Raw genomic sequence first — 21,840 nt, forward strand, 5'->3', positions numbered from 1 at the left:
CGACGTGCCGGGAAGGGCCGCATCGCCGAAACTGAGCACACGGACCCTCGATAACAACAGCCGCGCTTGCGTCGCGTCCACTTCCGCATTCGTGCCCGGGCCGGCGGACATATCGCGCTTGAGCATGAAAAACACATCGACGAAATTGCCGGGCCGCACCCGGTTACCCACCGCATTACCCTCATCGACCCGCATCGCGATGGCCCGTTCGCCGGGTGCGATGGCATCGGCGAGTCCGGTGGTGAGGCTGGCCTCGGAGAGCGGTGTATTGGCGGCAATCGCGACGAGCGGCACGCGCCCGACGAGCCCGGCGGCATCGGCAAACTCGCCGGCTCCACGCGATGGAACCATCCGCAAGCTCAGGGCCTTAGCATCAATCGGTTTGCCCGCTGGCAAGTCACGTGTGGCGACGACCACCGGCAAACTCGCCTGACCCTGCACGACTTGCGGTGCCGGCATTGGAGCACGACGCGAGAGCGACCACGCGAAAATGCCAAGCAGCACGGCAAGTACGATCAGTGAAACAGCAAGGATGCGGGTAACGTTAGCCATGCTCGTCCTGGTTATTTCAAGCGGGAATAATGCCTAAAACAGGTTCTCCGGGTTCAGTTGCACCATTGCACTTGCAGTGAGACTCGCTGGCACCGGCAGCCCGATCAAAGGCAGCGGAGGCACCAGCGGCCGGCTCGCGTAGTTGTAGTTGAGCGCGACGTTCACGCATTGCATCGTTGCGTCGAAGCTGCAGCCTGCATACGTGGCGGTGCACGGAGCGCTGCCCGCGAGCCAGTTCACGAGACCCGTCGCCGTCGCGCAAGCCGCGCTCGCGCGCAGCGCGAGTGCGCCGGCTGCGCTCGATGCACCTGGCTGGTAGCGCAGCGCCGCCCGTGCGCCCTCCGATGCAGCCAACGTAAGCGATTGCTGCGCGACGAAGATCATGCTGTAGGTGACGATCGCGTAAAACACGAGGAAGAACACCGGAAACACCATGGCAAATTCCACCGCCATGGTGCCGCGCTGCGCCCGGCGCCGGGCGTTGGGCGGCTTGATATGCGTGACGGAACCGGCGACGGAATGCGGGTGGTCACGCCGGCAAGCGGGCGAGACGGGGCGCGCAGATTTAAAAGGAGTCATCGGGCGGCCTCCAGGACGTGCAGCGTCAGCTTTCCTATTGCGGACACCGCGAGCAACGCAGCGTACGGTGTTCCCCGGCGGCCTCCGACAATAAAGGTGTACCGGGATGATCGTCTGGTTCCGGTTCCGAATCGGGCGACGTCGTGACGACCGTTCAGATGATCATTTAAATTTGGTGAGGATTCCAATGTATATGGGGCGCTTGCACGCCTCTCTTTAATCACCGCTGACACAAGCAAATACAGCACATGCATGCCGGCGGCCAGACTGGCCACGATCCACAGCGTGGGTAATGCGTGAAAGCCGCACCATGCACCGAGCGTGGCGAACACCTTGACGTCGGCTGCCCCCATCAGGCCAATCAGATAGAACGGCAAGAGCGCAAGCAGCCCGGCCGTGAGACCAAGCGCGGCATCGGGCAGGTCGATATGAAATGGTGAATGGCCGCTGGCCGCAAGCACGCAAGCCACCGCCAGCCCCGCAATAACGAGCCAGTTGGGTATGCGGCGCAACCGGCAATCGAATAAAACGACCGCGAGTGCCCAGCCAATGAATAACGCTGCGTTAGTCATGAGATGGATTCGCTTCGACCAGGCAAACTAATCCCGTCTACCGCTCTTTCAAGCAGTCGATTGCAAAAGCCCGGCGTCACAACTGCGCGCAGCAGATCTCCTACGTGTGATTCGCATTAATGCAAACATTAATGCAAACAACGCGCAGGGAACCTGCTATACCGGCGAATAAGCCGGCATAGTCAACTAATTGCTAGCGAGAAGAATGTGTTGCCAGATGCCCGTCGCCGCGAAGCCCGTTGCGCTAGAGCGCAGCCACGATACCGGCAAACACGCTGGTCAACTTGGTCACGAGGCCGCCTACGGATATCAGGAGACCCGCCGTGATAAGGCCTGCAATAAGTGCGTATTCAACAGCGGTGACGCCGCGTTCGTCTTTGACAAAGCCTTTGATAAAATCAGACATGATGCTTTTCCTCGGATATTTTTAATGGCCATGTGGCAAATGATCCGGCATTTTTTTGGGGTCGCCGCCAACGGGTTCTCTCTTCCCCGCGGGCGTGGCGCCGCATGCCTGGATGCGCGTCATGGCGCGCGTTTTTCACTTGCCGTTTCTCTCAGGTTCTAGATGTGTAGTCGATGAAACCTCCAATCGGTCAGGATGATAAATGATGCATCCCTGAAACGATTTATAGCGGAACGTTATCTTGAAATCAACAGGTAACGCGCAATAACCTCATCAGTTGTTACCCTTAATCGATCAGCCGCGTGCCACAACAACACTTTGTACTCAAACACTTACCGCTATTCGTCATTTTTTGTCGAAATTAACCAAACGGTCCGACGGCTAACTGCCTGGTTAACGGAATCCATCGCATTAACTTTATTCATTTTCTATCTAGCGTGTACTCTCTAGTTCCATGAGCATTAACCGGGTTGCTTAGTGACATCCTAAATTGGCAATCGTTCGCACTACCTCTGAATGAATGCATCGCAGTGCCGCGAAAGACAGATGTTTGATGTGTGCGACTAGTCAAACGTTAAACGTCAAGTGCACAGTCGGGCGCACAGCCGGACAGGTAACGCGCCTGACACGTTACGCACGTTACGGCTTGAGGCGTAACGGTCTCAACCGCACGTTACGTTACGTGATGCCTCAACGCGGCGCCGCTCCGTTTCTCCCGTAACGTCAGACCACCGGCAAAGCCATGCCAGGCTTTATACCGTCCGGTCAACCCGCCGTTCAGGCCACGTTGCTCATCTTCCTTCATTCAAATGGCATGCGTCCTGCAATAAGACGATGGCAGTTCCAAAAGCAAAAAACCAAATACCATTCGAGGGCGTTATGAAGACCAATCAAATCCAAAGCGACGCATTGCGCGTCACCTTTCTCACTGCGGCGATCGCGACCATGCTGACCCTTGGCGCCTGCGGCGGCTCGGGCTCAACCAGCAAGCAATTAGGCAGTTCGGCATCCGGAGCGATACCGACCGTCGGCGATACCGGCGGTGCTACAGGTAGCGGATCAGGCGGCGCCGGTGACGGCAGCGGCGGCGCAAGCGTCACGGCCGGCGGCGGAGCAGGCGCAGGCGCAAGCGGCGGCACCGATGGCGGCGGCTCCGGCACGGGTACAGGTAGCGGCGCAGGCATTGTCGGCGGAGGCACAGGCTCTGGCGGAGGGACAGGTTCCGGCGGAGGGACGGTGGCTGGCGGCGGCACGGGTGGAGGAACGGGCGGCACCGGTGGCGGAAGTGGCGGCGGCACCGGTGGCGGCACCAGTGGCGGTACCGGCGGCGGAAGTGGCGGCGGAAGTGGCGGCGGCACGTCGGTCACGACCCCGGTTGCGGCCGTGGCCGGCGGAGCGGGCAATGTTGTATCGGCAGTGGGCAATGCAGTGACGGGCGTAGGCACGATAGTCGGCAACGCAAACATCCCCGGCGTTGGCTCCGGCACGACGCAGGCGGCGGGCGGCGTGGTCTCGCATCTCGGCGGCGCAGTCGATGCGCTGGGTAACGCCGTCTCGCAAGGGCTAGGCCAGATTGGTTCGAGCGCCAACCCCGTGGGCACCACGCTCGCCAGCACCGGCAACGTGGTTCAACAAGCGGGCGGTACCGTTAGCAGTGCCGGCGATCTCGTCACCAGCGTCGGCAGTGGCGCGCTTTCACCGCTTGCTCCGGTAACAACGCCGGTGGGCAGCGTGGTAGGCACCCTGGGCAACGCGGTCACGCAAGCCGGCGGTGCGCTCGGCACGACGCTTTCTACAGGCGCAGTCAGCCAGATCACGCAGCAGGTCAGCACGGCGATCACGCCGATCACGGCGTTGGCCGGCTCGCTCACGCAGACCGTCGGCTCCGCAACCGGTCTCGGTGCACCCGCCGACAACTTGGTCACCATGCTCGGCGGCGTATTGAAGTCGACGGGCGGAACGGTCGCATCGACGGGCGACAATCCCCTCACGACCGGTCTTGGCGGTGTTGTTTCGGCCACGGGTAGCACGCTTGCCTCAGCCGGCGGTCTTGTGAACGGTACACCGGGCACCAGTCCCCTCTCCCCGGTCACAGGCATTCTCTCAGGACTGACCGGTGGCTCGGGTGGGGCAAGTGGATCGAGTGCTCCTCTCGCTCCCGTCACGGGCCTTGTAGGCGGCTTGACGGGTGGCTTGACAGGCATCGGCGGCACGGGCGGCTCAGGCGGTGCGCTGGCTCCGGTCACGGGTCTTGTCGGAGGTGTGGCGAGCACGGTTGGCGGCCTTGGCGCAGCGCCCGGTGCAGCCGGTTCGCTGGCGCCTGTCGCAGGCCTGGTCAGCGGCTTGACGGGTGCTGTGGGCGGCGCAGGTGCGACATCAGGTTCAGGCCCGACCGCTCCTCTCGCAAGCCTGCTCGGTGGCTTGACGAACGCCGTGGGCGCTGTCGCTACCGGCGTGACGACACCCATCGCCGGCGTAGTCGGCGCCACCACGGGTGCGCTGACCGGCGCGACATCGGGTAGCTCGGCAGGTTCCGCTGGCGGCAACCCGCTGGCATCGGTGACGGGCCTCGTAGGCGGCTTGACAGGTAGCTTGGCGGGCGCGGCGTCAGGTACCGGTGCGGGCACGGGTGCAGCTAACCCGGTTGGCGGACTGCTCGCGTCGGTCACCGGAGCGGGCGTAGGCGTAGGTGCAGGCGTAGGTGCAGGGACCACGACGACGAAATCGCCGTCGAGCGGTGCAACGACCACCACCGGCGTGGGCGTTGGGTTGGGCCTCTCGAGCACCACGGGCGGCAGCGCGAGCAGCAGCTCGGCGGGCAACCCGCTGGGCGGCGTGACCTCGCTGCTGGGCGGCCTGCTCGGTACCCATAACAAGTGAAATAGACGCCACCGCAACGCTCGGGCCTCGGGACTTCTCGCCTGGAGCGATGTCCTGAGGCTCACCTGGTCCGTGAGCCGGACCACCCCAGGTTCGGGTTCACGGTTTGAAGCATCCTGTCGTCACGTCCTGGCGACGAGGAGGTCGGGTACCTAACCCCCTTAATGATCCTCTCAGTGTCCGGTAAGACCTCGTCTTCCCCGGCGCCGTTCCCGGCGCCGGCTTCTCATCCGGGCTCTCATCCGGACGGATATCGTTTTGATACGGACAAAGCCAAGGCAAGCGAAAAAAGAGAGGACAACCGATAAAACTAGCCATGACGCGCACGGATGATCGAGAATAGATTGAGAGAGTAACGAGTAAAGCCAAAGGTTATGGCTGCAAGGAGCCGTAATACTGAGGCATGCAGCACAAGCAGCACCCAGCATCAAACGATGACGAACGCAGCAGGACCTCGGGTCATGTCGATCCAGACTCCTCCGCAGTTCGCACGAAAAAAGCCAACGAGGGCCGTACCGTGAATATCAAAGAATGGAAATGGACGCTGCTGCTCGCGGCGGTGGCGGCGCATGCCGCCCAGGCACAGACCAGCGGACAGGTTGCGCGGCCCGCTCTGGCGGGTAATCCGCTCGACGCGTTGCCGCAAGTGAACGCGCCGCAAAAACCACCGGCCGTTACCGTCGATGTCCAGCCGCCAACCCCGCACATCCACGAATTGCTTGCGCGTCATCTGACGCCGCAAAAGATCGAGGTGGAAGGCGTAAAAGCCATTCCCTTCGATGAAGTCGCGCAACGCTTCACCGCGCTCGTAGGCAAGGACGTCACCATCGGCGAACTGATGGAGACGGCGAACGGCGTGACCGCGCTTTACAAGGAACGGGGTTACGCGCTCTCCTTCGCCTTCGTGCCCGCGCAGACCTTTGAAAACGGCGTCGTACGCATCACGGTAGTGGAGGGTTACGTCGCCAATATCAAGATCAAGGGCGATCCCGGCACTGCTGAAAAACGCATTCGCGCGATCGCTGACCGGATCCGCGCCGACCGGCCGTTGCGGCAGGAAACCTTCGAGCGTTACGTCAATGTGCTTGGACTCACGCCCGGTGTGAAAATCGCGGCGACCGTCGCGCCGCCGCAGACCACCGACGGCGCGACCACGCTCGAAATGGACGTCGAACGCAAGCCGTTCACTATTGCAACCGGCATCAACACGAATCAACCGGGCGTGCAGGGCATTATCACCGCGACGGAGAATGGCCTGCTTGGCCAGGGCGAGACGCTGGGTGTCTCCGCGCTGTTGCCTAAGGGCCGCAACGATCAAACCTATTTCGACGTCAACGGCTCATTGCCCATCGGCACCGACGGCTTCACCGTCAAGGCCGATGCATCGCACTACTATGGACATCCTGTCGATAACCCCGGCCTGCCCTTCTACGTCGAGCGCACCGTTGTCAATGACAAAGCAGGCTTGTCCGCGTCGTATCCATTCTTGTTGAGCAACTCGCGCAGCCTGATCGGCACGGTGGGCGCATACGCATCGCACGACGAGGACCGCTACAAGAACACCATCACGGGTGCGCAACTGGGCCAACGCTCGCAAGTGCGTGTGACGACGTTGCAACTCGACTACACCGGCGTGGACACAGGAACGGTCAGGCGCGCGAGCCTGAACGTGGCGAAAGCGTTCGATGTGCTTGGGGCGTCGAAGTCGGCGGACACCAACATTCCCGGAGTGGTCACGACCAACCCTGCGTCCCTCACGTTCGTGCGCACGGGCGCCACGGTTTCGCAGAGCAATGAATGGCCGTTCAAGATCGGCACGTCGATTGCAGCGACCGGGCAGTACAGCGCGGACTCCCTGCCCACTTCCGAGCAGATCGCGTTTGGCGGGCAGCGCTTCGCGCTCGGTTACGAGCCGGGAGAAGCATCGGGCGATTCGGGCTGGGCCGCGTCGGCGGAAATCAACCGGCCGTTTGCAATCGGCCTGGCGTTCATGAAAACCTTTACGCCCTATGTTTCCGTCGATACCGCCCACACCTATCTTCACGCCGCCGGTTCGAAACCGAGCCGTCTGGCGTCAGTAGGCGTGGGCTTTCGGATCTCCGATGCGAAGTACTACAGCCTGGATCTATCGCTGGCGAAACCGGTTGGCGACGCCCCGGTGGAAGGGAACGGATCGCGGAGTCCGCGCGTCAACGCGGCCTTTTCCTACCAATTCAATTGACATGGGAAAACCCTGATGAACACCCTGCCCGACTAGAGGGTTTGTACAAAACGCTCCCCATGCTTTGTCGTATTCTGTGCGGCACGCTGCGCCCTGCGGGGCCGGCAATAATGACAGCATGGTCAACATATCAAGAGACGTTTTACCTCAAGGAGGAAGCATGAGAGGACTTTCCCAGCGCGCGCACCGGCATGTCGGACGCATCCTGCTTGCCGGTGCACTACTCGCCTCGGCCGCAACAAGCATGGCGCAGGCCGCATCGCCCACGGGACTCTGGCAAACCATCGACGACAAGACCGGTCAGCCCAAGGCGCTTGTGCAAATTGTCCAGGACGGCGACGGCACGCTCACCGGCAAGATCCTCACCGGACTCGGCAGCAACGACGATCCGAACCGCCGCTGCACGGCCTGCACGGATTCACGCAAGGACCAGTTGATGAAAGGCATGACCATCATCGACGGCATGAAACCCGATGGCGACACATGGGACGGCGGCCAGATCCTCGACCCCGAGAACGGCAAGGTGTACAAATGCAAGATGCACCTGGACGAAGGCGGACAGAAACTCGTGGTGCGCGGATATATTGGCATATCGCTGCTCGGACGCTCGCAAACCTGGATTCGGCAACAGTAAGAACGCTGAGTCTGACTGAATGCGTGACGCAAAAGAAAACCCGGCTGGAGACTCAAGGTCTCCAGCCGGGTTTTTTGTACACGAGCGAGCGTCTCTCGAATTTCCTCCCGCTGGTCAAGCCGCGTGACGCACACCGCCGCGCACGTATTCAACCGGGCCGGCCGGGGTAACCGCAGCCGGCGGCACGAGCACTGGCCGCGCGTCGCCGTGCACTTCGGTAGTCCAAGTGGGATCGGTCGCAACCGCATGACCGCCGAATCCCTCAGGCAACTCCGTGGGCACCCGCATGCGCGAGGTCATCAACGAGTACAAACCTTCGCTCGCCAAACCGAACAGCTGCTGCATCACACGCGCGAGCACGCCGGAGTCATGCCATGCCTTGAAGCGCCGGTGACACGTCTGATACGACGGATATTTGCGCGGCAACGTTGACCATGAAGCCCCGCTGTACATCACCCAGAGTACGCCGTTGAGCACGGCGCGGGTGTTGGCAAGCGGACGTCCGCGCAGCTCGGAACGGGGACGCAACTCAGGCAGCAGCGGCGCCACCATTTGCCATTCTTCGTCGGACATATCACGGTAAGGCTTCATGGTTTTCTCCAATCACAAGTAAGTGATTAGAAGATACCGATCCGCCGGAAACCCCGGAATAAGACATGTCTTAATCTTGAAATACGGCTCGGAGCCTTACAGCAGTAAGCTCACGTCGAAATTATGAGTCTCGCATTGTCAACTCGACCGTTCGGCCAACGTTGCTCCGGGTCAGCGAACCTGGCTCACCAAACTCAGGTCAGCGATGTATCCACCAGCCGACGCTCCGACTCCAGATATTCCTTCGACTGCATTTCTGTAATCCGCGACACCGTGCGGGCAAACTCGTTGGCCATCGGCCCTTCCACGTACAGTTCTTCCGCAGGCACCGCGGCCGACATCAACAGCTTCACCTTGTGGTCATAGAACACATCGATCAGCCACGTAAACCGCCGCGCCTCCGATGCATTGCGTGGCGACATCTTCGGTACCTCGGAGAGAATCACCGCATGGAAGCGGCTCGCCAGTTCGAGGTAATCGTTCTGCGAACGCGGGCCGCCGCAGAGCGTGGCGAAGTCGAACCAGACCACGCCGTCGGCTTTGCGCAGCGCCTTGAGTTCGCGCTTCTCGATGCGCAGGAGCGGGCTTTCGTCCGGCACCGCGGCAAGCTTCGCGAAGTCGTCACGCAGCGCCTTGTCGGCGGCGGCGCCTAGCGGCGTGTGATATGCAGTCACTTGCGACAAGGTCCGCTTACGATAATCCGTGCCGGCATCGACATTGATCACGTCCAGCTTCGACTTGATCAGCTCAATAGCAGGCAGCAGCCGGTCGCGATGCAAACCATCGGGATACAACAAATCGGGATCGTAGTTCGACGTCATCACGAACTGCACGCCGGCGCCAAACAAGCGATCAAGCAGCCGATAAAGAATCATGGCGTCGGCAATATCCGAGATATGAAACTCGTCGAAACAGATCAACCGGTAGCGCTTCGCCACGCGTCGCGCGAGTTCATCTAGCGGATCGGCCGTGCCCTTCAACTCTTCCAGCTCGCGATGCACCTCGCGCATGAACTCGTGGAAGTGCAGGCGTGTCTTTCGCTGCACCGGCACGACCGCGAAGAAGCTGTCCATCAGGAAGCTCTTGCCGCGCCCCACGCCGCCCCACATGTAGACGCCACGCGGCAACTCCGGGTGCACGATCAGCTTCTTGAACGCATTCGAGCGGCGCGCCTTGTACGCGACCCACTCGTCGTAGCAACGCTGCAAGCGTTCGACCGCCGCCAGTTGGGCTGCGTCCGAATGGTAACCCCTCGTCTGCAGTTCGTTTTCGTAGTATTCGTTGACGTTCATGGTGCGAGGGACCGGGTGCCCTGAAATGGGCCATATAAGCCAAATGAGCCAAATGAGCCAAGGGAACAAAGGCCGTGGATAAAACAAAGGCGAGCGGGAAAACTCCCGCCCGCCTTCGTCCTGCTGCTCAAACTGTGCCGCGTGTTGCTACGTTCACATATTGAGCGCGCGTTTGTCGACGGCGAGCGCTGCTTCGCGCATCACTTCCGACAACGACGGGTGCGGATGGCAGATCCGGCCGATATCTTCCGATGCCGCCTTGAACTCCATCGCCACCACGGCTTCAGCAATCAGGTCCGACGCGTTCGCCGCAATGATGTGGCAACCGAGCAGCTCGTCGGTCTTCGCATCGGCGATCATCTTAACGAAACCATCTGCCTTGCCAATACCCAGCGCGCGGCCATTGGCCATCATCGGGAACTGGCCGGTCTTGATCTCGCGGCCTTCGGCCTTGAGCTGCTGTTCCGTCTTGCCGACCCACGCAATTTCCGGTTCGGTGTAGATCACCCACGGAATGCAGTTGTAGTCGATATGCGGTTTCTGACCGTCGATAATCTCAGCCACCAGCACGCCTTCATCCTCGGCCTTATGCGCGAGCATCGGGCCACGCACCACGTCGCCGATTGCATACACGTTCGGCACGCTGGTCGCGCAGTGGTCATTGACAGGAACAAAACCGCGTTCATCCGCCTTCAGGCCGATGGCTTCCAGACCGAGGTTATCGGTGTTCGGCACGCGGCCGATCGACACGATCAGGCGGTCAGCATCGAGCGTCTGCGCGTTGCCGTCCTTGTCCGTGTACGCCACCGAGACGCTCGAATCCGTCGTCTTCACTTCGCCGATCTTCACGCCGAGATGAATGTCCAGACCTTGCTTCTTGAATTGCTTCGCGGCTTCTTTCGCGAGCGAGTCATCGCATGCGCCGAGGAACGCGGGCAACGCTTCAAGCACGGTCACGTCCGCGCCCAAACGACGCCACACCGAACCCAGTTCCAGCCCGATCACGCCCGCGCCGATCACGGCGAGCTTCTTCGGCACGGCGTCGAACGACAGCGCACCTTCGTTATCCGCGACAATCTTGTTGTCGACCGGAATGCCCGGCAGATGGCGCGCCTTCGATCCCGTCGCGATGATCACGTTCTTCGCGGTCACGGTTTCGGTTTCTGCTTCGCCGCTCACTTCGATCTGCACGCCGGCGTCCGTCTTGCCGGTGAACTTGCCGTGACCCTTCAGCCACGTGATCTTGTTCTTGCGGAACAGGAACTCGATCCCCTTCGTCATCTTCTCGACAATGCCTTCCTTGCGGGCAAGCATCTTTGCGAGGTCGAGCTTCACGTCACCCACATTGATGCCGTGATCGCCGAGGTGATGCAAAACGTTTTCGAATTCTTCCGACGATGCCAGCAATGCCTTCGACGGAATGCAGCCCACGTTCAGGCACGTGCCGCCGAGCTTCAGGTTACCGGCCGGGTTCTTCCAGCTTTCAATACACGCAACCGACTTGCCAAGTTGCGCTGCGCGAATCGCCGCGATGTAACCGCCAGGGCCTGCACCAATCACGACGACATCAAATTCTTTGGACATGACTATCCTTCTCTTGTTGGATACACGACGCGCCGGGCCTACCGAACGCGCCATGAGTCCCAAATAAGGTTTTACTGCCAGATTTAAAGGGCCAACAACGGCTTAGATGTCCAGCAGCAAGCGAGACGGATCTTCCAGCGCATCCTTCATCGCGACCAGCGACAACACCGCTTCGCGGCCGTCGATGATCCGATGGTCGTAAGACAGCGCCAGGTAGTTCATCGGACGAATCACGATCTGGCCGTTCTCGACCACTGCGCGTTCCTTCGTTGCGTGCACGCCCAGGATGGCCGACTGCGGCGGGTTGATAATCGGTGTGGACAACATGGAACCGAACACGCCGCCGTTAGAGATCGAGAACGTGCCGCCGGTCATTTCTTCGATCGACAGCTTGCCGTCGCGCGCTTTCACGCCGTACTCAGCAATCTTCTTCTCGATGTCAGCCAGGCTCAATTGATCCGCATTGCGAACGATCGGCACCACGAGACCACGCGGCGAACCGACCGCAATACCGATATCGAAGTAGCCGTGATAAACGATGTCGTTACCGTCGATCGACGCATTGACCAACGGGTACTTCTTCAGCGCATGGACGGCAGCCTTCACGAAGAACGACATGAAGCCGAGCTTCACACCATGTTCCTTCTCGAACTTGTCCTTGTACTTGTTACGCAGGTCCATCACCGGCGCCATGTTCACTTCGTTGAACGTGGTCAGGATGGCGTTGGTTTGCTGCGACTCGAGCAGACGTTCGGCGATACGTGCGCGCAGACGCGACATCGGCACGCGTTGTTCCGGACGATCCTTCAGCCATTGGTCGGCACCCGGCGCCTTCACGTCCGGCAGGGACGGGCGTGCGGCCTTGGCAGGCGCGGCAGCCTTTGCAGCAGGCGCCGCCACAGCAGCGGAAACAGCCGGCGCACCTTGAGGCGCAGCCAGTGCATCGCCCTTCGTGATACGGCCATCGCGGCCCGAACCCGAAACCTGGTCGCTCGAGACGTTCTTCTCAGCCAGGATCTTCGCAGCCGAAGGCGAAGCCGAGGTGTTCGAAGCCGAAGCGCTGGCCGTTGCCGTTGCAGCTTCCTGTTGCGGTTGCGCGGCCGGTGCCGGCTGCACTTCAGCAGCGCCTGCAGCGGCGGCAACGGGCGCTGCGCCCGCTTTCGCTTCCGTATCGATCGTCGCGATCAATTCTTCGGCCGTGACTATATCGCCGTCATGCTTGATCACTTGCGCCAGCACGCCTGCAGCCGGTGCCGGCACTTCCAGCACGACTTTATCCGTTTCCACTTCAACGAGAATTTCGTCGATGGCAACTGCTTCGCCCGGCTTTTTCTTCCACGTCAGCAAAGTGCCTTCGGACACGGACTCTGAAAGCTGGGGAACCTTGACTTCTACGATAGACATTATGTTTTTTCCTGAATGTATCTGGGTACAACGTCAATTCTTGAGGAGTTCGACGCCGTCAATTCTTGGGTGACCGAAACGTGCAAATGCCGCGCGCGCCTAACTAACGTCGAGCGCTGCGTCTGCATTTCACGTTCAAAATCGAAACTCGAATCACAGGACAGCGCATGAAAAACCGGGGAGCCGCCAACAGCGGCACTCCCCGGTCAAACCGCTTACTTCGAGATCGTCTGCGCGCCCTTCAACCGGCCAAACGCGCCTTCGATCAGCGCCTTCAGCTGCTCGTAGTGCTTCGCGTAGTAGCCGACTGCCGGGGATGCCGATGCCGGACGGCCGCTGTAAGCCAGCTTCTGTCCTTCACGCATGCCTTCACGCAGGTGGTGCTCGACGTAGAACCAGGCGCCCTGGTTCTGCGGCTCGTCCTGTGCCCAGACCACTTCGTTCGCGTTTTCGTATTTCTTGATTTCCGCGTCGAATTGCTTGTGAGCGAACGGATACAACTGTTCGATACGGATGATCGCGATGTCGTTCGCCTTCGCTTCGCGACGATGCGCCACGAGGTCGTAATACACGCGACCTGAACACACGATCACGCGCTTGACCTTCTTCGGCTCGATCGTGCCATCCACTTCGCCGATGATCGGCTGGAACGAGCCCTTCGCCAGTTCCGACAGATCCGACACCGCTTCCTTGTGACGCAGCAGCGACTTCGGCGTAGCGACGATCAGCGGCTTCCTGAACAAGCGGATCATCTGACGGCGCAACAGATGGAAAATCTGCGCCGGCGTGGTCGGCTGGACCACTTGCATGTTGTGATCCGCGCACAGTTGCAGGAACCGTTCGATACGCGCCGACGAGTGCTCCGGACCTTGCCCTTCATACCCGTGCGGCAGCAGCATGGTGAGACCGGAAACGCGGCCCCACTTCACTTCGCCCGACGAGATGAACTGGTCGATCACCACTTGCGCGCCGTTCACGAAGTCGCCGAATTGCGCTTCCCACGCGACGAGCGTGTTCGGTTCCGCGGTCGAATAACCGTACTCGAAACCGAGCACTGCTTCTTCCGACAACACCGAGTCGATCACCGTAAACTTCGCCTGACCTTCAGCGATGTTCTGCAGCGGAATGTACGTACCGTCGTTCCAGCGCTCGCGGTTCTGGTCGTGCAGCACAGCGTGACGGTGCGTGAACGTGCCACGGCCTGAATCCTGGCCCGTGAGACGCACGGCGTAACCCGATGCCACCAGCGACGCGTAAGCCAGATGCTCGCCCATGCCCCAGTCGAGCTTCGCTTCACCACGGCCCATCGCGCGGCGATCATTGATCACGCGCTCGACCAGCGGATGCACCTTGAAGTTATCGGGAACAGTGGTGATGCGTTCAGCGAGACGCTTCAGTTCTGCCAGCGGCACGGCTGTGTCGGCGGCGTCGGTCCACTTGCGGTTCAGGAACGGCACCCAGTCCACCGCGTACTTGCTCTTGTAGTTCGAGAGCACCGGGTCGACCGTGTGATGACCGTCGTCCATTGCCTGGCGGTACGCCTTCACGTAACCATCGCCGTCTTCTGCCGTGATTACGCCTTGCTGCACGAGCTTTTCAGCGTACAGCGCGCGCGTACCCGGATGTTTCGCGATGGTCTTGTACATCAGCGGCTGCGTGACAGCCGGCGTGTCCTGCTCGTTGTGACCCAACTTGCGGAAACAGATGATGTCGACAACCACGTCCTTGTGGAACTGCATGCGGAAATCGATAGCCAGCTGCGTGCACAGCACGACCGCTTCCGGATCGTCGCCGTTCACGTGCAGCACCGGCGCTTCGATCATCTTCGCCACGTCCGAGCAATACAGCGTCGAGCGCGCATCGCGCGGGTCGGACGTCGTAAAACCGATCTGGTTGTTGATGACGATATGCAGCGTGCCGTGCGTGCCGTAACCGCGCGTTTGCGCGAGGTTCAGCGTTTCCATCACCACGCCCTGACCGGCAAACGCCGCGTCGCCGTGAATCTGGACCGGCAGCACTTGCAGGCCGTCGATGTCGCCGCGACGATCCATCCGTGCCTTCGCCGACCCTTCGACCACCGGGTTCACGATTTCAAGGTGCGACGGGTTGAACGCGAGCGACAAGTGCACCGGACCGCCGTCGGTCGATACGTCCGACGAGAAACCCTTGTGATACTTCACGTCACCGGCCGGCAGGTCATCGACGTGCTTGCCTTCGAATTCGGCGAACAGGTCAGCCGGCATCTTGCCCAGCGTGTTCACGAGAACGTTCAGACGTCCGCGGTGAGCCATGCCGATGATGATTTCCTGCACGCCTGCCGCGCCCGCGTGGCGCACGACTTCGTCCATCGACGCGATGAAGCTTTCGCCGCCTTCCAGCGAGAAGCGCTTCTGGCCGACATATTTCGTATGCAAGAAACGCTCGAGCCCTTCGGACGCCGTCAGGCGCTGAAGAATGTGCTTTTTCTTGTCAGGGGAGAAATTTGGGGTGGAGCGGATTGATTCGAGCTTCTCTTTCCACCAGCGCTTCTGTTCCGGATCGCTGATGTACATGAATTCGGCGCCGATCGTGCCGCAGTACGTATCACGCAATGCCTTGACGATCTCGCGCAGCGATGCCTGTTCGAAGCCGAAATACAGGTTCTGTGCATGGAACGTCTGGTCCATGTCGGCTTCGGTGAAGTCGTAGAACGCGGGTTCGAGCTCAGGAATGGCCGGGCGCTCGCGGCGCTTCAGCGGATCGAGGTTGGCCCATTGGGAGCCGAGGAAACGGTAAGCGCCAATCAGCGACTGGACGTAGACCTGCTTGCGCGCGGTCGCCAGATCACCCGTGCTCTCGCGCGGCACGAAGCCGTTCGATTTCGCGCGTTGCGCGAATGATTCGACGATCGGGCCGTGGGCCACGTCGTTGTGATTCGTCCCATCCGATGCAGGCACGTTCTGCAACGCATCGAAATAGGTACGCCAGGTCTCGGGCACTGACGCGGGATTATCGAGATATGCCTCGTACTGTTCTTCGACATACGGGGCATTACCGCCGAACAAATAAGAGTTCAGCTGGGGATTCTTCATCATTTTTACGCTCACCTTTCTTCGAGTTTCTCGAGAAATAGCGGGTTACTCAACCTTCCGCAACACGGCCTGACCGTTTAGCGGATTGCGCGAATCAAGTCTGCTTGGAAGGACCTAAAACTGGCAATACTTTCTCTAGCATAGCACAGATCAATGCGTCGACGGGCCGATGGTCGCACCCGAAGTGCTTATGCAGCGGGCTTTCGAGGACCTTTCGCGAATAAGGGACGCATCTGGCGCAGCGTTTTACACCAACGAAAAAGCCGCCCGAAGGCGGCTTTTTCAACATGCTGACTCGCGTGAATCAGTCCACTGCGCCCTTACGGCTGGCGCTGCGACGCTCGTGTTCCTTCAGGTAACGCTTACGCAGACGGATGGATTGCGGCGTAACTTCGACCAGTTCGTCATCGTCGATAAATTCAACCGCATATTCCAGCGACATCTGGATCGGCGGCACGAGGCGCACCGCTTCGTCCGTTCCCGACGAACGCACGTTGGTCAGTTGCTTGCCCTTGATCGGATTCACGACCAGGTCGTTGTCACGGCTGTGAATGCCGATGATCATGCCTTCGTACAGCGCGTCCCCCGGCGACACGAACATGCGGCCGCGATCCTGCAGCTTCCACAATGCATACGCGACAGCCGCGCCGTCGTCCTGCGAAATCAGCACGCCGTTACGACGTTCACCCACACCGCCTTCCTTCACCGGCTGATACGAGTCAAACGTGTGGCTCATCAGGCCCGTGCCGCGCGTGAGCGTCAGGAATTCCGACTGGAAGCCGATCAGGCCACGTGCCGAAATACGATACTCAAGACGCGTACGGCCACGGCCGTCCGACGCCATGTCGAGCATTTCGCCCTTGCGGCGGCCCAGCTCTTCCATCACGCCGCCCTGGTTTGCATCTTCCATGTCGACGGTCAGGTTTTCGTACGGCTCGTGCTTCACGCCATCGACTTCCGTCATCACCACGCGCGGACGCGACACGGCGAGTTCGTAGCCTTCACGACGCATGTTTTCCACAAGAATGGTCAGGTGCAGTTCACCACGGCCCATCACTTCAAACGTGGTTTCGTCGCCGGTTTCATTCACGCGCAACGCCACGTTGTGGTTCAGTTCCTTGAACAGGCGGTCGCGGATCTGACGGCTCGTGACGAACTTGCCTTCGCGTCCAGCCAGCGGCGACGAGTTCACCAGGAAGTTCATGGTCAGCGTGGGTTCGTCCACGGTGATCATGGGCAGCGCTTCCGGAGTGTCAATAGCGCAAATGGTCACGCCAATACCAATTTCTTCAATACCGTTGATCAGCACGATGTCGCCGGCTTCCGCCTCTTCCACCTGCACGCGCTCCAGACCCTTGAACGACAGAACCTGGTTGATCTTGCGATTCAGGATCGCGCCGTCAGGACCCGTACGCACAGCGACGGCCATGCCCGGCTTGATACGGCCACGCGTGATCCGGCCAATGCCGATACGGCCGACGTACGACGAAAAGTCGAGCGACGTGATCTGCAACTGCAACGGTGCTTCCGGATCAGCCGGGCGAACCGGAACGTGTTCCAGCACGGCGTCGAACAGGGGACGCATGTCGCCTTCACGCACGTCCGGGTTCAGACCTGCATAACCGTTCAGGCCCGACGCGTACACGATCGGGAAATCGAGTTGTTCTTCAGAAGCGCCCAGCTTGTCGAACAGGTCGAACGTCTGGTTGATCACCCAGTCGATACGCGCGCCCGGCCGGTCAACCTTGTTGATCACCACAATAGGCTTCAGTCCCAGCGCCAGCGCCTTCTTCGTCACAAAGCGTGTTTGCGGCATCGGGCCTTCAACGGCGTCCACCAGCAGCAGCACGGAGTCAACCATCGACAGCACGCGCTCCACTTCGCCGCCGAAGTCGGCGTGTCCGGGGGTGTCCACGATGTTGATGTGCGTGCCTTCGTACTCGACCGCGCAGTTCTTCGAAAGGATCGTAATGCCACGTTCCTTTTCGATGTCGTTCGAATCCATCACGCGCTCGACAACAGCCTGGTTCTCTCGGAACGTGGCCGTCTGGCGGAGCAATTGGTCGACGAGCGTAGTTTTGCCGTGGTCGACGTGGGCGATGATGGCGATATTGCGGAGGGCGCGAGTCATAGGAGGCTGAGGAGCTTGTACTTACAGTTGAGCGCCGTGGGTGGGTGCAAGCAGCAGGCCGCGGGGTCAAATCAAAGAGCCCACTTAAAAAGTCGACTCAGAAAAAAACCTCCACGCCCCCCGCACTCGGCGCGATGGGAACCCGAGAGTGTAACACGCGGACGTGTCCTCTTCCTTCCCATCGTGCAATAGGACATAACCCGGAAGGGCTTTCCTATTTCAAGACAGTCGAAAACCGGTGTCAACGGCCTCCTTCGGGCCTCAGCAAGCCTCGCGTCAATCTCAAAATAACAACACCGTCATTAGCGAAGAACAAATTAAGGAGATTCTTAACATGTTTGCCGAAGTACTTGTCGCGTCAACTATGTGATTCTATAATGTTGCATAGTCAATTATTGCAAGCGCACGAGAATCCATGAGCGACACCCCCCAGCCGATCCCCGAGATTGCGAGCTACGAACTCAGCGAAAGCGTGGGTTACCTGCTTAGCCGTGTCCGCTCGACTTTGTGGAACAACGTCACGCAACTCACGATGGCCGATCTCGGCATCACCAGCACGCAAGCCAGCATCATGTTCATGCTGGCAAGCGGCCGGAGTCTCGCCGCAGCAGATCTTGCCCGCGAATATGGGATCGACGCGAGCGCCGTGACGCGCCTGATCGACCGCCTGGAAAAGCGCGGACTCATTACGCGCTTGCGCAGCGAGGAAGACCGGCGGGTTGTCCGCCTGGCGCTGACTGAGGAAGGCCGCACGCTTGCCGCGCAGATTCCGGCTATTTTCACGAAGGTGCTCGACAAGCTGCTCAGCGGATTTACGCCGGAGGAAGTAGGCTTCCTGAAAAGTATGCTGCGACGAATGCTGTTGAATTCGGGCGACCCCGCGTCTGCAGCAATGCTCGGTATGCAGGAAAAATCCGCTACTAAATCCTCCTTTTGATGACACATCGCGCAACGCTAAATGATGCCCGTGCAATGACAGCACTTCCCGTTGCGCGAACGGCATCGTAATAAAAATGAAAGAAATTAGTTGCAGCGTCCATCTTTACACTTCCTATCAAAGAGCCGAGCGATGAAACTTTTTTATTCATCCGCGCCCGTGGCTGCGCGCAGCGCCCTGACTGCCGCCGTGGCAGCGTTCGCGCTGGCAGGTTGCGCGAACTACGCCGGCATCAAAAGCGACAAGCAAATCGCCCAGCCGCAAAGCGACGCGCTGCAAGCTACGCAAAGCCTGCCGTCGCAAGACGGCCAGTGGCCGTCGCTCGACTGGGCCAAGCAGTTCGGCGATCCGCAACTTCCGCAATTGATCGACGAAGCGCTGGCCGGAAGCCCGACGATTGCGCAGGCGCAGGCGCGCATTGCGAAGGCGTCGTCGTATATCGAGTCGTCGCGTTCCGCGCTTTACCCGAAGGTGAACGGCTCGTATTCATGGTCGCGCGAACTGTACTCCAGCAATGCGCTCTACCCGCCTCCGTATGGCGGCTCGTGGTATAGCGAAAACAATGCGCTCGTGAGCGCGTCGTGGGATCTCGACCTGTGGGGCAAGAATCGCTCACGCCTGGATCAGGCGGTCTCGCAGCAGAAGGCCGCCGAGGCCGACATGCAGCAGGCGCGTGTGACGCTGGCCGCGTCTGTGGCGCAGACCTATAACCAGCTCGCCCTGCTCTACGCACTGCGCGACGTGGCCCAGCGCGAGATAGCGAACCGGACGGACATCGGACGGATCACGAACGGCCGCGTGCTGGCGGGGCTCGACACGAACGTGGAAAGCCGCACTGCCGAAGGCAATATCGCGACGAGCCAGACGAACCTGTCCGAACTCGACGGCCAGATCACGACCACGCGTTATCAGTTGGGCGCGTTGCTCGGCCAGGGTCCGGATCGCGGCTTGAAGATCGCCACGCCGGTGCTCAATACGAAGATCGAAGTCAGGCTGCCTGACAACGTGCCCGCGGACCTGATTTCGCGCCGTCCGGATATTGTCGCGGCCCGCTGGCAAGTGGAAGCGGCGACATCGAATGTCAAGGAAGCGAAGGCTGAGTTTTTCCCCGATATCAATTTGTCGGCGGCGGCAGGTTTCGATGCGTTCGGATGGAGCCGCTTTCTGAACTTCAGCAGCCGTCAGTTCGACGCGGGGCCGGCCATACACTTGCCGATCTTCGATGCCGGCGCATTACGCTCGCAGTTGAAGGGCCGTTACGCGGACTTTGACCTGGACGTAGCCAACTACAACCAAACCCTGATCAACGCGCTCAACGACGTCGCCACGCAGATCGCATCGATCCGTTCGGTCGATCAGCAAGCGAGCGATGCCGCGCGCGCCCTCGATGCCTCAACGCATGCGTACCAGCTCGCCGTGATTCGCTACAAAGCGGGTTTATCGCAGCAACTGCAGGTGCTCACCGCCGATCAGAACCGGTTGGCGAACGAGCAGACCGTGACGAATCTGCGCATGAAGCGCCGTGACCTGCAGCTGGGTCTCATCAAGGCGCTGGGCGGAGGATTCGACGCCGCGGAGTCCAACCTCGCCATCGACGGCACGTTGAAGGACGCGTCGAAGAGCGCACCGGCGCAGACCGCGTCGGCTGCGTCCAAGACAGCCAACTGAATCGACTAGCAGCAACCCAAGACAGAGCATACGGAGCCATTCATGAGCGACCCTCAACAAAACGCCGCAGCCGCGCCGGCGCCCAAGACCAGCAACACCAAGCGCCGGGTGCTGATGAGCCTGATCGTGCTGGTCGTGATCATCGCGGCTATCGCTTACGGGCTGTACTACTTCCTGATCGCGCGTTTCCACGAAAGCACGGATGACGCCTACGTGAACGGCAACATTGTGCAGATCACGCCACAAGTGGTCGGCACGGTGATCTCGGTGAACGCCGACGACACGCAAACCGTGAAGATGGGCGACCCGCTCGTCGTGCTCGATCCCGCCGACTCCAAGGTCGCGTTGGATTCTGCCGAAGCGAATCTCGCGCAGACGGTGCGCCAGGTCCGCACGCTGTTCGTCAACGACAACCAGTACGCGGCGCAAGTCGCGCTGCGTCAGTCGGATCTCTCGCGTGCACAGGACGACTTGCGTCGCCGCATGATGATTGCGCAGACGGGCGCGGTCTCGGGCGAAGAAATTTCGCACGCCAAGGACGCTGTGCGCGGCGCGCAAGCGTCGCTCAACGCGGCCCAGCAGGAATTGCAGTCGAACCGTTCGCTGACGTCGAACACGACTATCGCCAGCCATCCGAACGTGCTCGCCGCCGCCGCGAAGGTCCGTGATTCGTACATCAACTACGCCCGCAACACCATGCCGGCGCCGGTGACGGGTTATGTCGCGAAGCGTTCGGTGCAGGTCGGCCAGCGCGTCTCGCCGGGTAATCCGCTGATGGCGATCGTCCCGCTGAACGGCGTCTGGATCGATGCCAACTTCAAGGAAGTGCAGCTCACGCATATGCGCATTGGCCAGCCGGTTGAACTCACCGCGGACGTGTACGGCTCCGGTGTAGTGTTTCACGGCAAGGTAATCGGCTTTTCGGCGGGCACGGGTTCGGCGTTCTCGCTGCTGCCGGCGCAAAACGCAACCGGCAACTGGATCAAGGTCGTGCAACGTCTGCCGGTGCGGATCGCGCTCGATCCGCAGGAACTCGAGAAACATCCGCTGCGCATCGGTTTGTCGATGAACGTGGACGTGACGATCAAGGACGAGAACGGCGGCCAACTCGGTGCCGCGCCGAACACCGTGTACCAGACGGACGTGTTCGCCAAGTACGGTGATCAGGCCGATGCCGAAATCGCCCGCATTATCGAAGCGAACGAAGGCGCGTCGGGTCCGGGTACGGGTGCGGGCAACGCACAGAAGACGTCGAAGGACAGCGTGCAGCCGGCGACGAAGCAAGATCTCGCCAAGCTGATGTAAGCGCTAGAACACC

At 60.5% G+C, this 21,840-nt stretch carries 16 protein-coding genes; 6 read left to right on the forward strand and 10 right to left on the reverse strand.

Annotated elements, in window-relative coordinates; all coding sequences use genetic code 11:
* From cpaB to FH08_RS50425, 4 genes are all read right to left on the reverse strand, one after another.
* A partial coding sequence (gene cpaB, locus FH08_RS0114055; RefSeq protein ID WP_031358933.1) for a Flp pilus assembly protein CpaB occupies nt 1-552 on the reverse strand: 552 nt, incomplete at its 3' end.
* A gap of 33 nt (nt 553-585) precedes the next feature.
* Entirely contained in the window at nt 586-1,005 is a 420-nt protein-coding gene (locus tag FH08_RS0114060) for a TadE/TadG family type IV pilus assembly protein (protein WP_051888283.1), read from the reverse strand.
* Nucleotides 1,006-1,127: 122 nt separating this feature from the next.
* Nucleotides 1,128-1,703 carry an A24 family peptidase gene (locus FH08_RS0114065; protein ID WP_031358935.1) on the reverse strand — a complete coding sequence of 192 codons (576 nt, stop codon included), beginning with the start codon at nt 1,701-1,703 and terminating at the stop codon, nt 1,128-1,130.
* 244 nt (nt 1,704-1,947) lie between these two features.
* Nucleotides 1,948-2,109: a Flp family type IVb pilin gene (locus FH08_RS50425; RefSeq protein WP_075583337.1), complete on the reverse strand. Its 162-nt coding sequence runs from the start codon at nt 2,107-2,109 to the stop codon at nt 1,948-1,950.
* 879 nt (nt 2,110-2,988) lie between these two features.
* Here FH08_RS50425 and FH08_RS0114075 point away from each other — a divergent pair.
* The 3 genes from FH08_RS0114075 to FH08_RS0114085 all read left to right on the forward strand — a co-directional run bounded on the left by FH08_RS0114075 (nt 2,989) and on the right by FH08_RS0114085 (nt 7,844).
* Complete coding sequence (locus tag FH08_RS0114075; protein WP_031358936.1) at nt 2,989-4,989, forward strand: collagen-like triple helix repeat-containing protein; 2,001 nt, start codon at nt 2,989-2,991, stop codon at nt 4,987-4,989.
* Between the two features lie 517 nt (nt 4,990-5,506).
* On the forward strand, nt 5,507-7,210 hold the full coding sequence (locus FH08_RS0114080) for a ShlB/FhaC/HecB family hemolysin secretion/activation protein (protein ID WP_031358937.1): 1,704 nt from the start codon (nt 5,507-5,509) through the stop codon (nt 7,208-7,210).
* Nucleotides 7,211-7,370: 160 nt separating this feature from the next.
* Nucleotides 7,371-7,844: a DUF2147 domain-containing protein gene (locus FH08_RS0114085; protein WP_031358938.1), complete on the forward strand. Its 474-nt coding sequence runs from the start codon at nt 7,371-7,373 to the stop codon at nt 7,842-7,844.
* Between the two features lie 114 nt (nt 7,845-7,958).
* On the opposite strand, the gene FH08_RS0114090 is transcribed toward FH08_RS0114085, so the two are convergent.
* From FH08_RS0114090 to typA, 6 genes are all read right to left on the reverse strand, one after another.
* A complete protein-coding gene (locus tag FH08_RS0114090; protein ID WP_075583338.1) occupies nt 7,959-8,435 on the reverse strand; it encodes a transposase in 477 nt (158 codons plus the stop codon).
* 194 nt (nt 8,436-8,629) lie between these two features.
* Complete coding sequence (gene zapE, locus FH08_RS0114095) at nt 8,630-9,727, reverse strand: cell division protein ZapE (protein WP_031358940.1); 1,098 nt, start codon at nt 9,725-9,727, stop codon at nt 8,630-8,632.
* Between the two features lie 153 nt (nt 9,728-9,880).
* Complete coding sequence (gene lpdA, locus FH08_RS0114100; protein WP_031358941.1) at nt 9,881-11,311, reverse strand: dihydrolipoyl dehydrogenase; 1,431 nt, start codon at nt 11,309-11,311, stop codon at nt 9,881-9,883.
* A 102-nt stretch (nt 11,312-11,413) separates the two neighbouring features.
* A complete protein-coding gene (gene odhB, locus FH08_RS0114105; protein WP_031358942.1) occupies nt 11,414-12,715 on the reverse strand; it encodes a 2-oxoglutarate dehydrogenase complex dihydrolipoyllysine-residue succinyltransferase in 1,302 nt (433 codons plus the stop codon).
* Between the two features lie 215 nt (nt 12,716-12,930).
* Complete coding sequence (locus FH08_RS0114110) at nt 12,931-15,789, reverse strand: 2-oxoglutarate dehydrogenase E1 component (RefSeq protein WP_031358943.1); 2,859 nt, start codon at nt 15,787-15,789, stop codon at nt 12,931-12,933.
* 301 nt (nt 15,790-16,090) lie between these two features.
* The gene (typA, locus tag FH08_RS0114115; protein ID WP_031358944.1) at nt 16,091-17,917 is read right to left on the reverse strand and encodes a translational GTPase TypA; all 1,827 of its coding nucleotides are present in this window, start codon (nt 17,915-17,917) and stop codon (nt 16,091-16,093) included.
* A 415-nt stretch (nt 17,918-18,332) separates the two neighbouring features.
* On the opposite strand from typA, the gene FH08_RS0114120 reads away from it, so the two are divergent.
* The 3 genes from FH08_RS0114120 to FH08_RS0114130 all read left to right on the forward strand — a co-directional run bounded on the left by FH08_RS0114120 (nt 18,333) and on the right by FH08_RS0114130 (nt 21,827).
* Entirely contained in the window at nt 18,333-18,854 is a 522-nt protein-coding gene (locus FH08_RS0114120) for a MarR family winged helix-turn-helix transcriptional regulator (protein ID WP_031358945.1), read from the forward strand.
* Nucleotides 18,855-18,986: 132 nt separating this feature from the next.
* Nucleotides 18,987-20,522, forward strand: a complete 1,536-nt coding sequence (locus FH08_RS0114125; protein WP_031358946.1) for an efflux transporter outer membrane subunit — start codon at nt 18,987-18,989, stop codon at nt 20,520-20,522.
* 42 nt (nt 20,523-20,564) lie between these two features.
* Complete coding sequence (locus FH08_RS0114130) at nt 20,565-21,827, forward strand: efflux RND transporter periplasmic adaptor subunit (protein WP_031358947.1); 1,263 nt, start codon at nt 20,565-20,567, stop codon at nt 21,825-21,827.
* The last annotated feature ends 13 nt before the right edge of the window (nt 21,828-21,840 follow it).

Source organism: Caballeronia sordidicola, assembly GCF_000729995.1.
Classification (GTDB): domain Bacteria; phylum Pseudomonadota; class Gammaproteobacteria; order Burkholderiales; family Burkholderiaceae; genus Caballeronia; species Caballeronia sordidicola_A.

What these genes read in the sequence shown, in the direction of transcription:
- FH08_RS0114060 (WP_051888283.1), bottom strand. Translation starts at nt 1,005, where the DNA reads ATGGCGGTGGAATTTGCCATGGTGTTTCCGGTGTTCTTCCTCGTGTTT.
- FH08_RS0114065 (WP_031358935.1), bottom strand. Translation starts at nt 1,703, where the DNA reads ATGACTAACGCAGCGTTATTCATTGGCTGGGCACTCGCGGTCGTTTTA.
- FH08_RS50425 (WP_075583337.1), bottom strand. Translation starts at nt 2,109, where the DNA reads ATGTCTGATTTTATCAAAGGCTTTGTCAAAGACGAACGCGGCGTCACC.
- FH08_RS0114075 (WP_031358936.1), top strand. Translation starts at nt 2,989, where the DNA reads ATGAAGACCAATCAAATCCAAAGCGACGCATTGCGCGTCACCTTTCTC.
- FH08_RS0114085 (WP_031358938.1), top strand. Translation starts at nt 7,371, where the DNA reads ATGAGAGGACTTTCCCAGCGCGCGCACCGGCATGTCGGACGCATCCTG.
- FH08_RS0114090 (WP_075583338.1), bottom strand. Translation starts at nt 8,435, where the DNA reads ATGAAGCCTTACCGTGATATGTCCGACGAAGAATGGCAAATGGTGGCG.
- zapE (WP_031358940.1), bottom strand. Translation starts at nt 9,727, where the DNA reads ATGAACGTCAACGAATACTACGAAAACGAACTGCAGACGAGGGGTTAC.
- lpdA (WP_031358941.1), bottom strand. Translation starts at nt 11,311, where the DNA reads ATGTCCAAAGAATTTGATGTCGTCGTGATTGGTGCAGGCCCTGGCGGT.
- odhB (WP_031358942.1), bottom strand. Translation starts at nt 12,715, where the DNA reads ATGTCTATCGTAGAAGTCAAGGTTCCCCAGCTTTCAGAGTCCGTGTCC.
- FH08_RS0114110 (WP_031358943.1), bottom strand. Translation starts at nt 15,789, where the DNA reads ATGATGAAGAATCCCCAGCTGAACTCTTATTTGTTCGGCGGTAATGCC.
- typA (WP_031358944.1), bottom strand. Translation starts at nt 17,917, where the DNA reads ATGACTCGCGCCCTCCGCAATATCGCCATCATCGCCCACGTCGACCAC.
- FH08_RS0114120 (WP_031358945.1), top strand. Translation starts at nt 18,333, where the DNA reads ATGAGCGACACCCCCCAGCCGATCCCCGAGATTGCGAGCTACGAACTC.
- FH08_RS0114125 (WP_031358946.1), top strand. Translation starts at nt 18,987, where the DNA reads ATGAAACTTTTTTATTCATCCGCGCCCGTGGCTGCGCGCAGCGCCCTG.
- FH08_RS0114130 (WP_031358947.1), top strand. Translation starts at nt 20,565, where the DNA reads ATGAGCGACCCTCAACAAAACGCCGCAGCCGCGCCGGCGCCCAAGACC.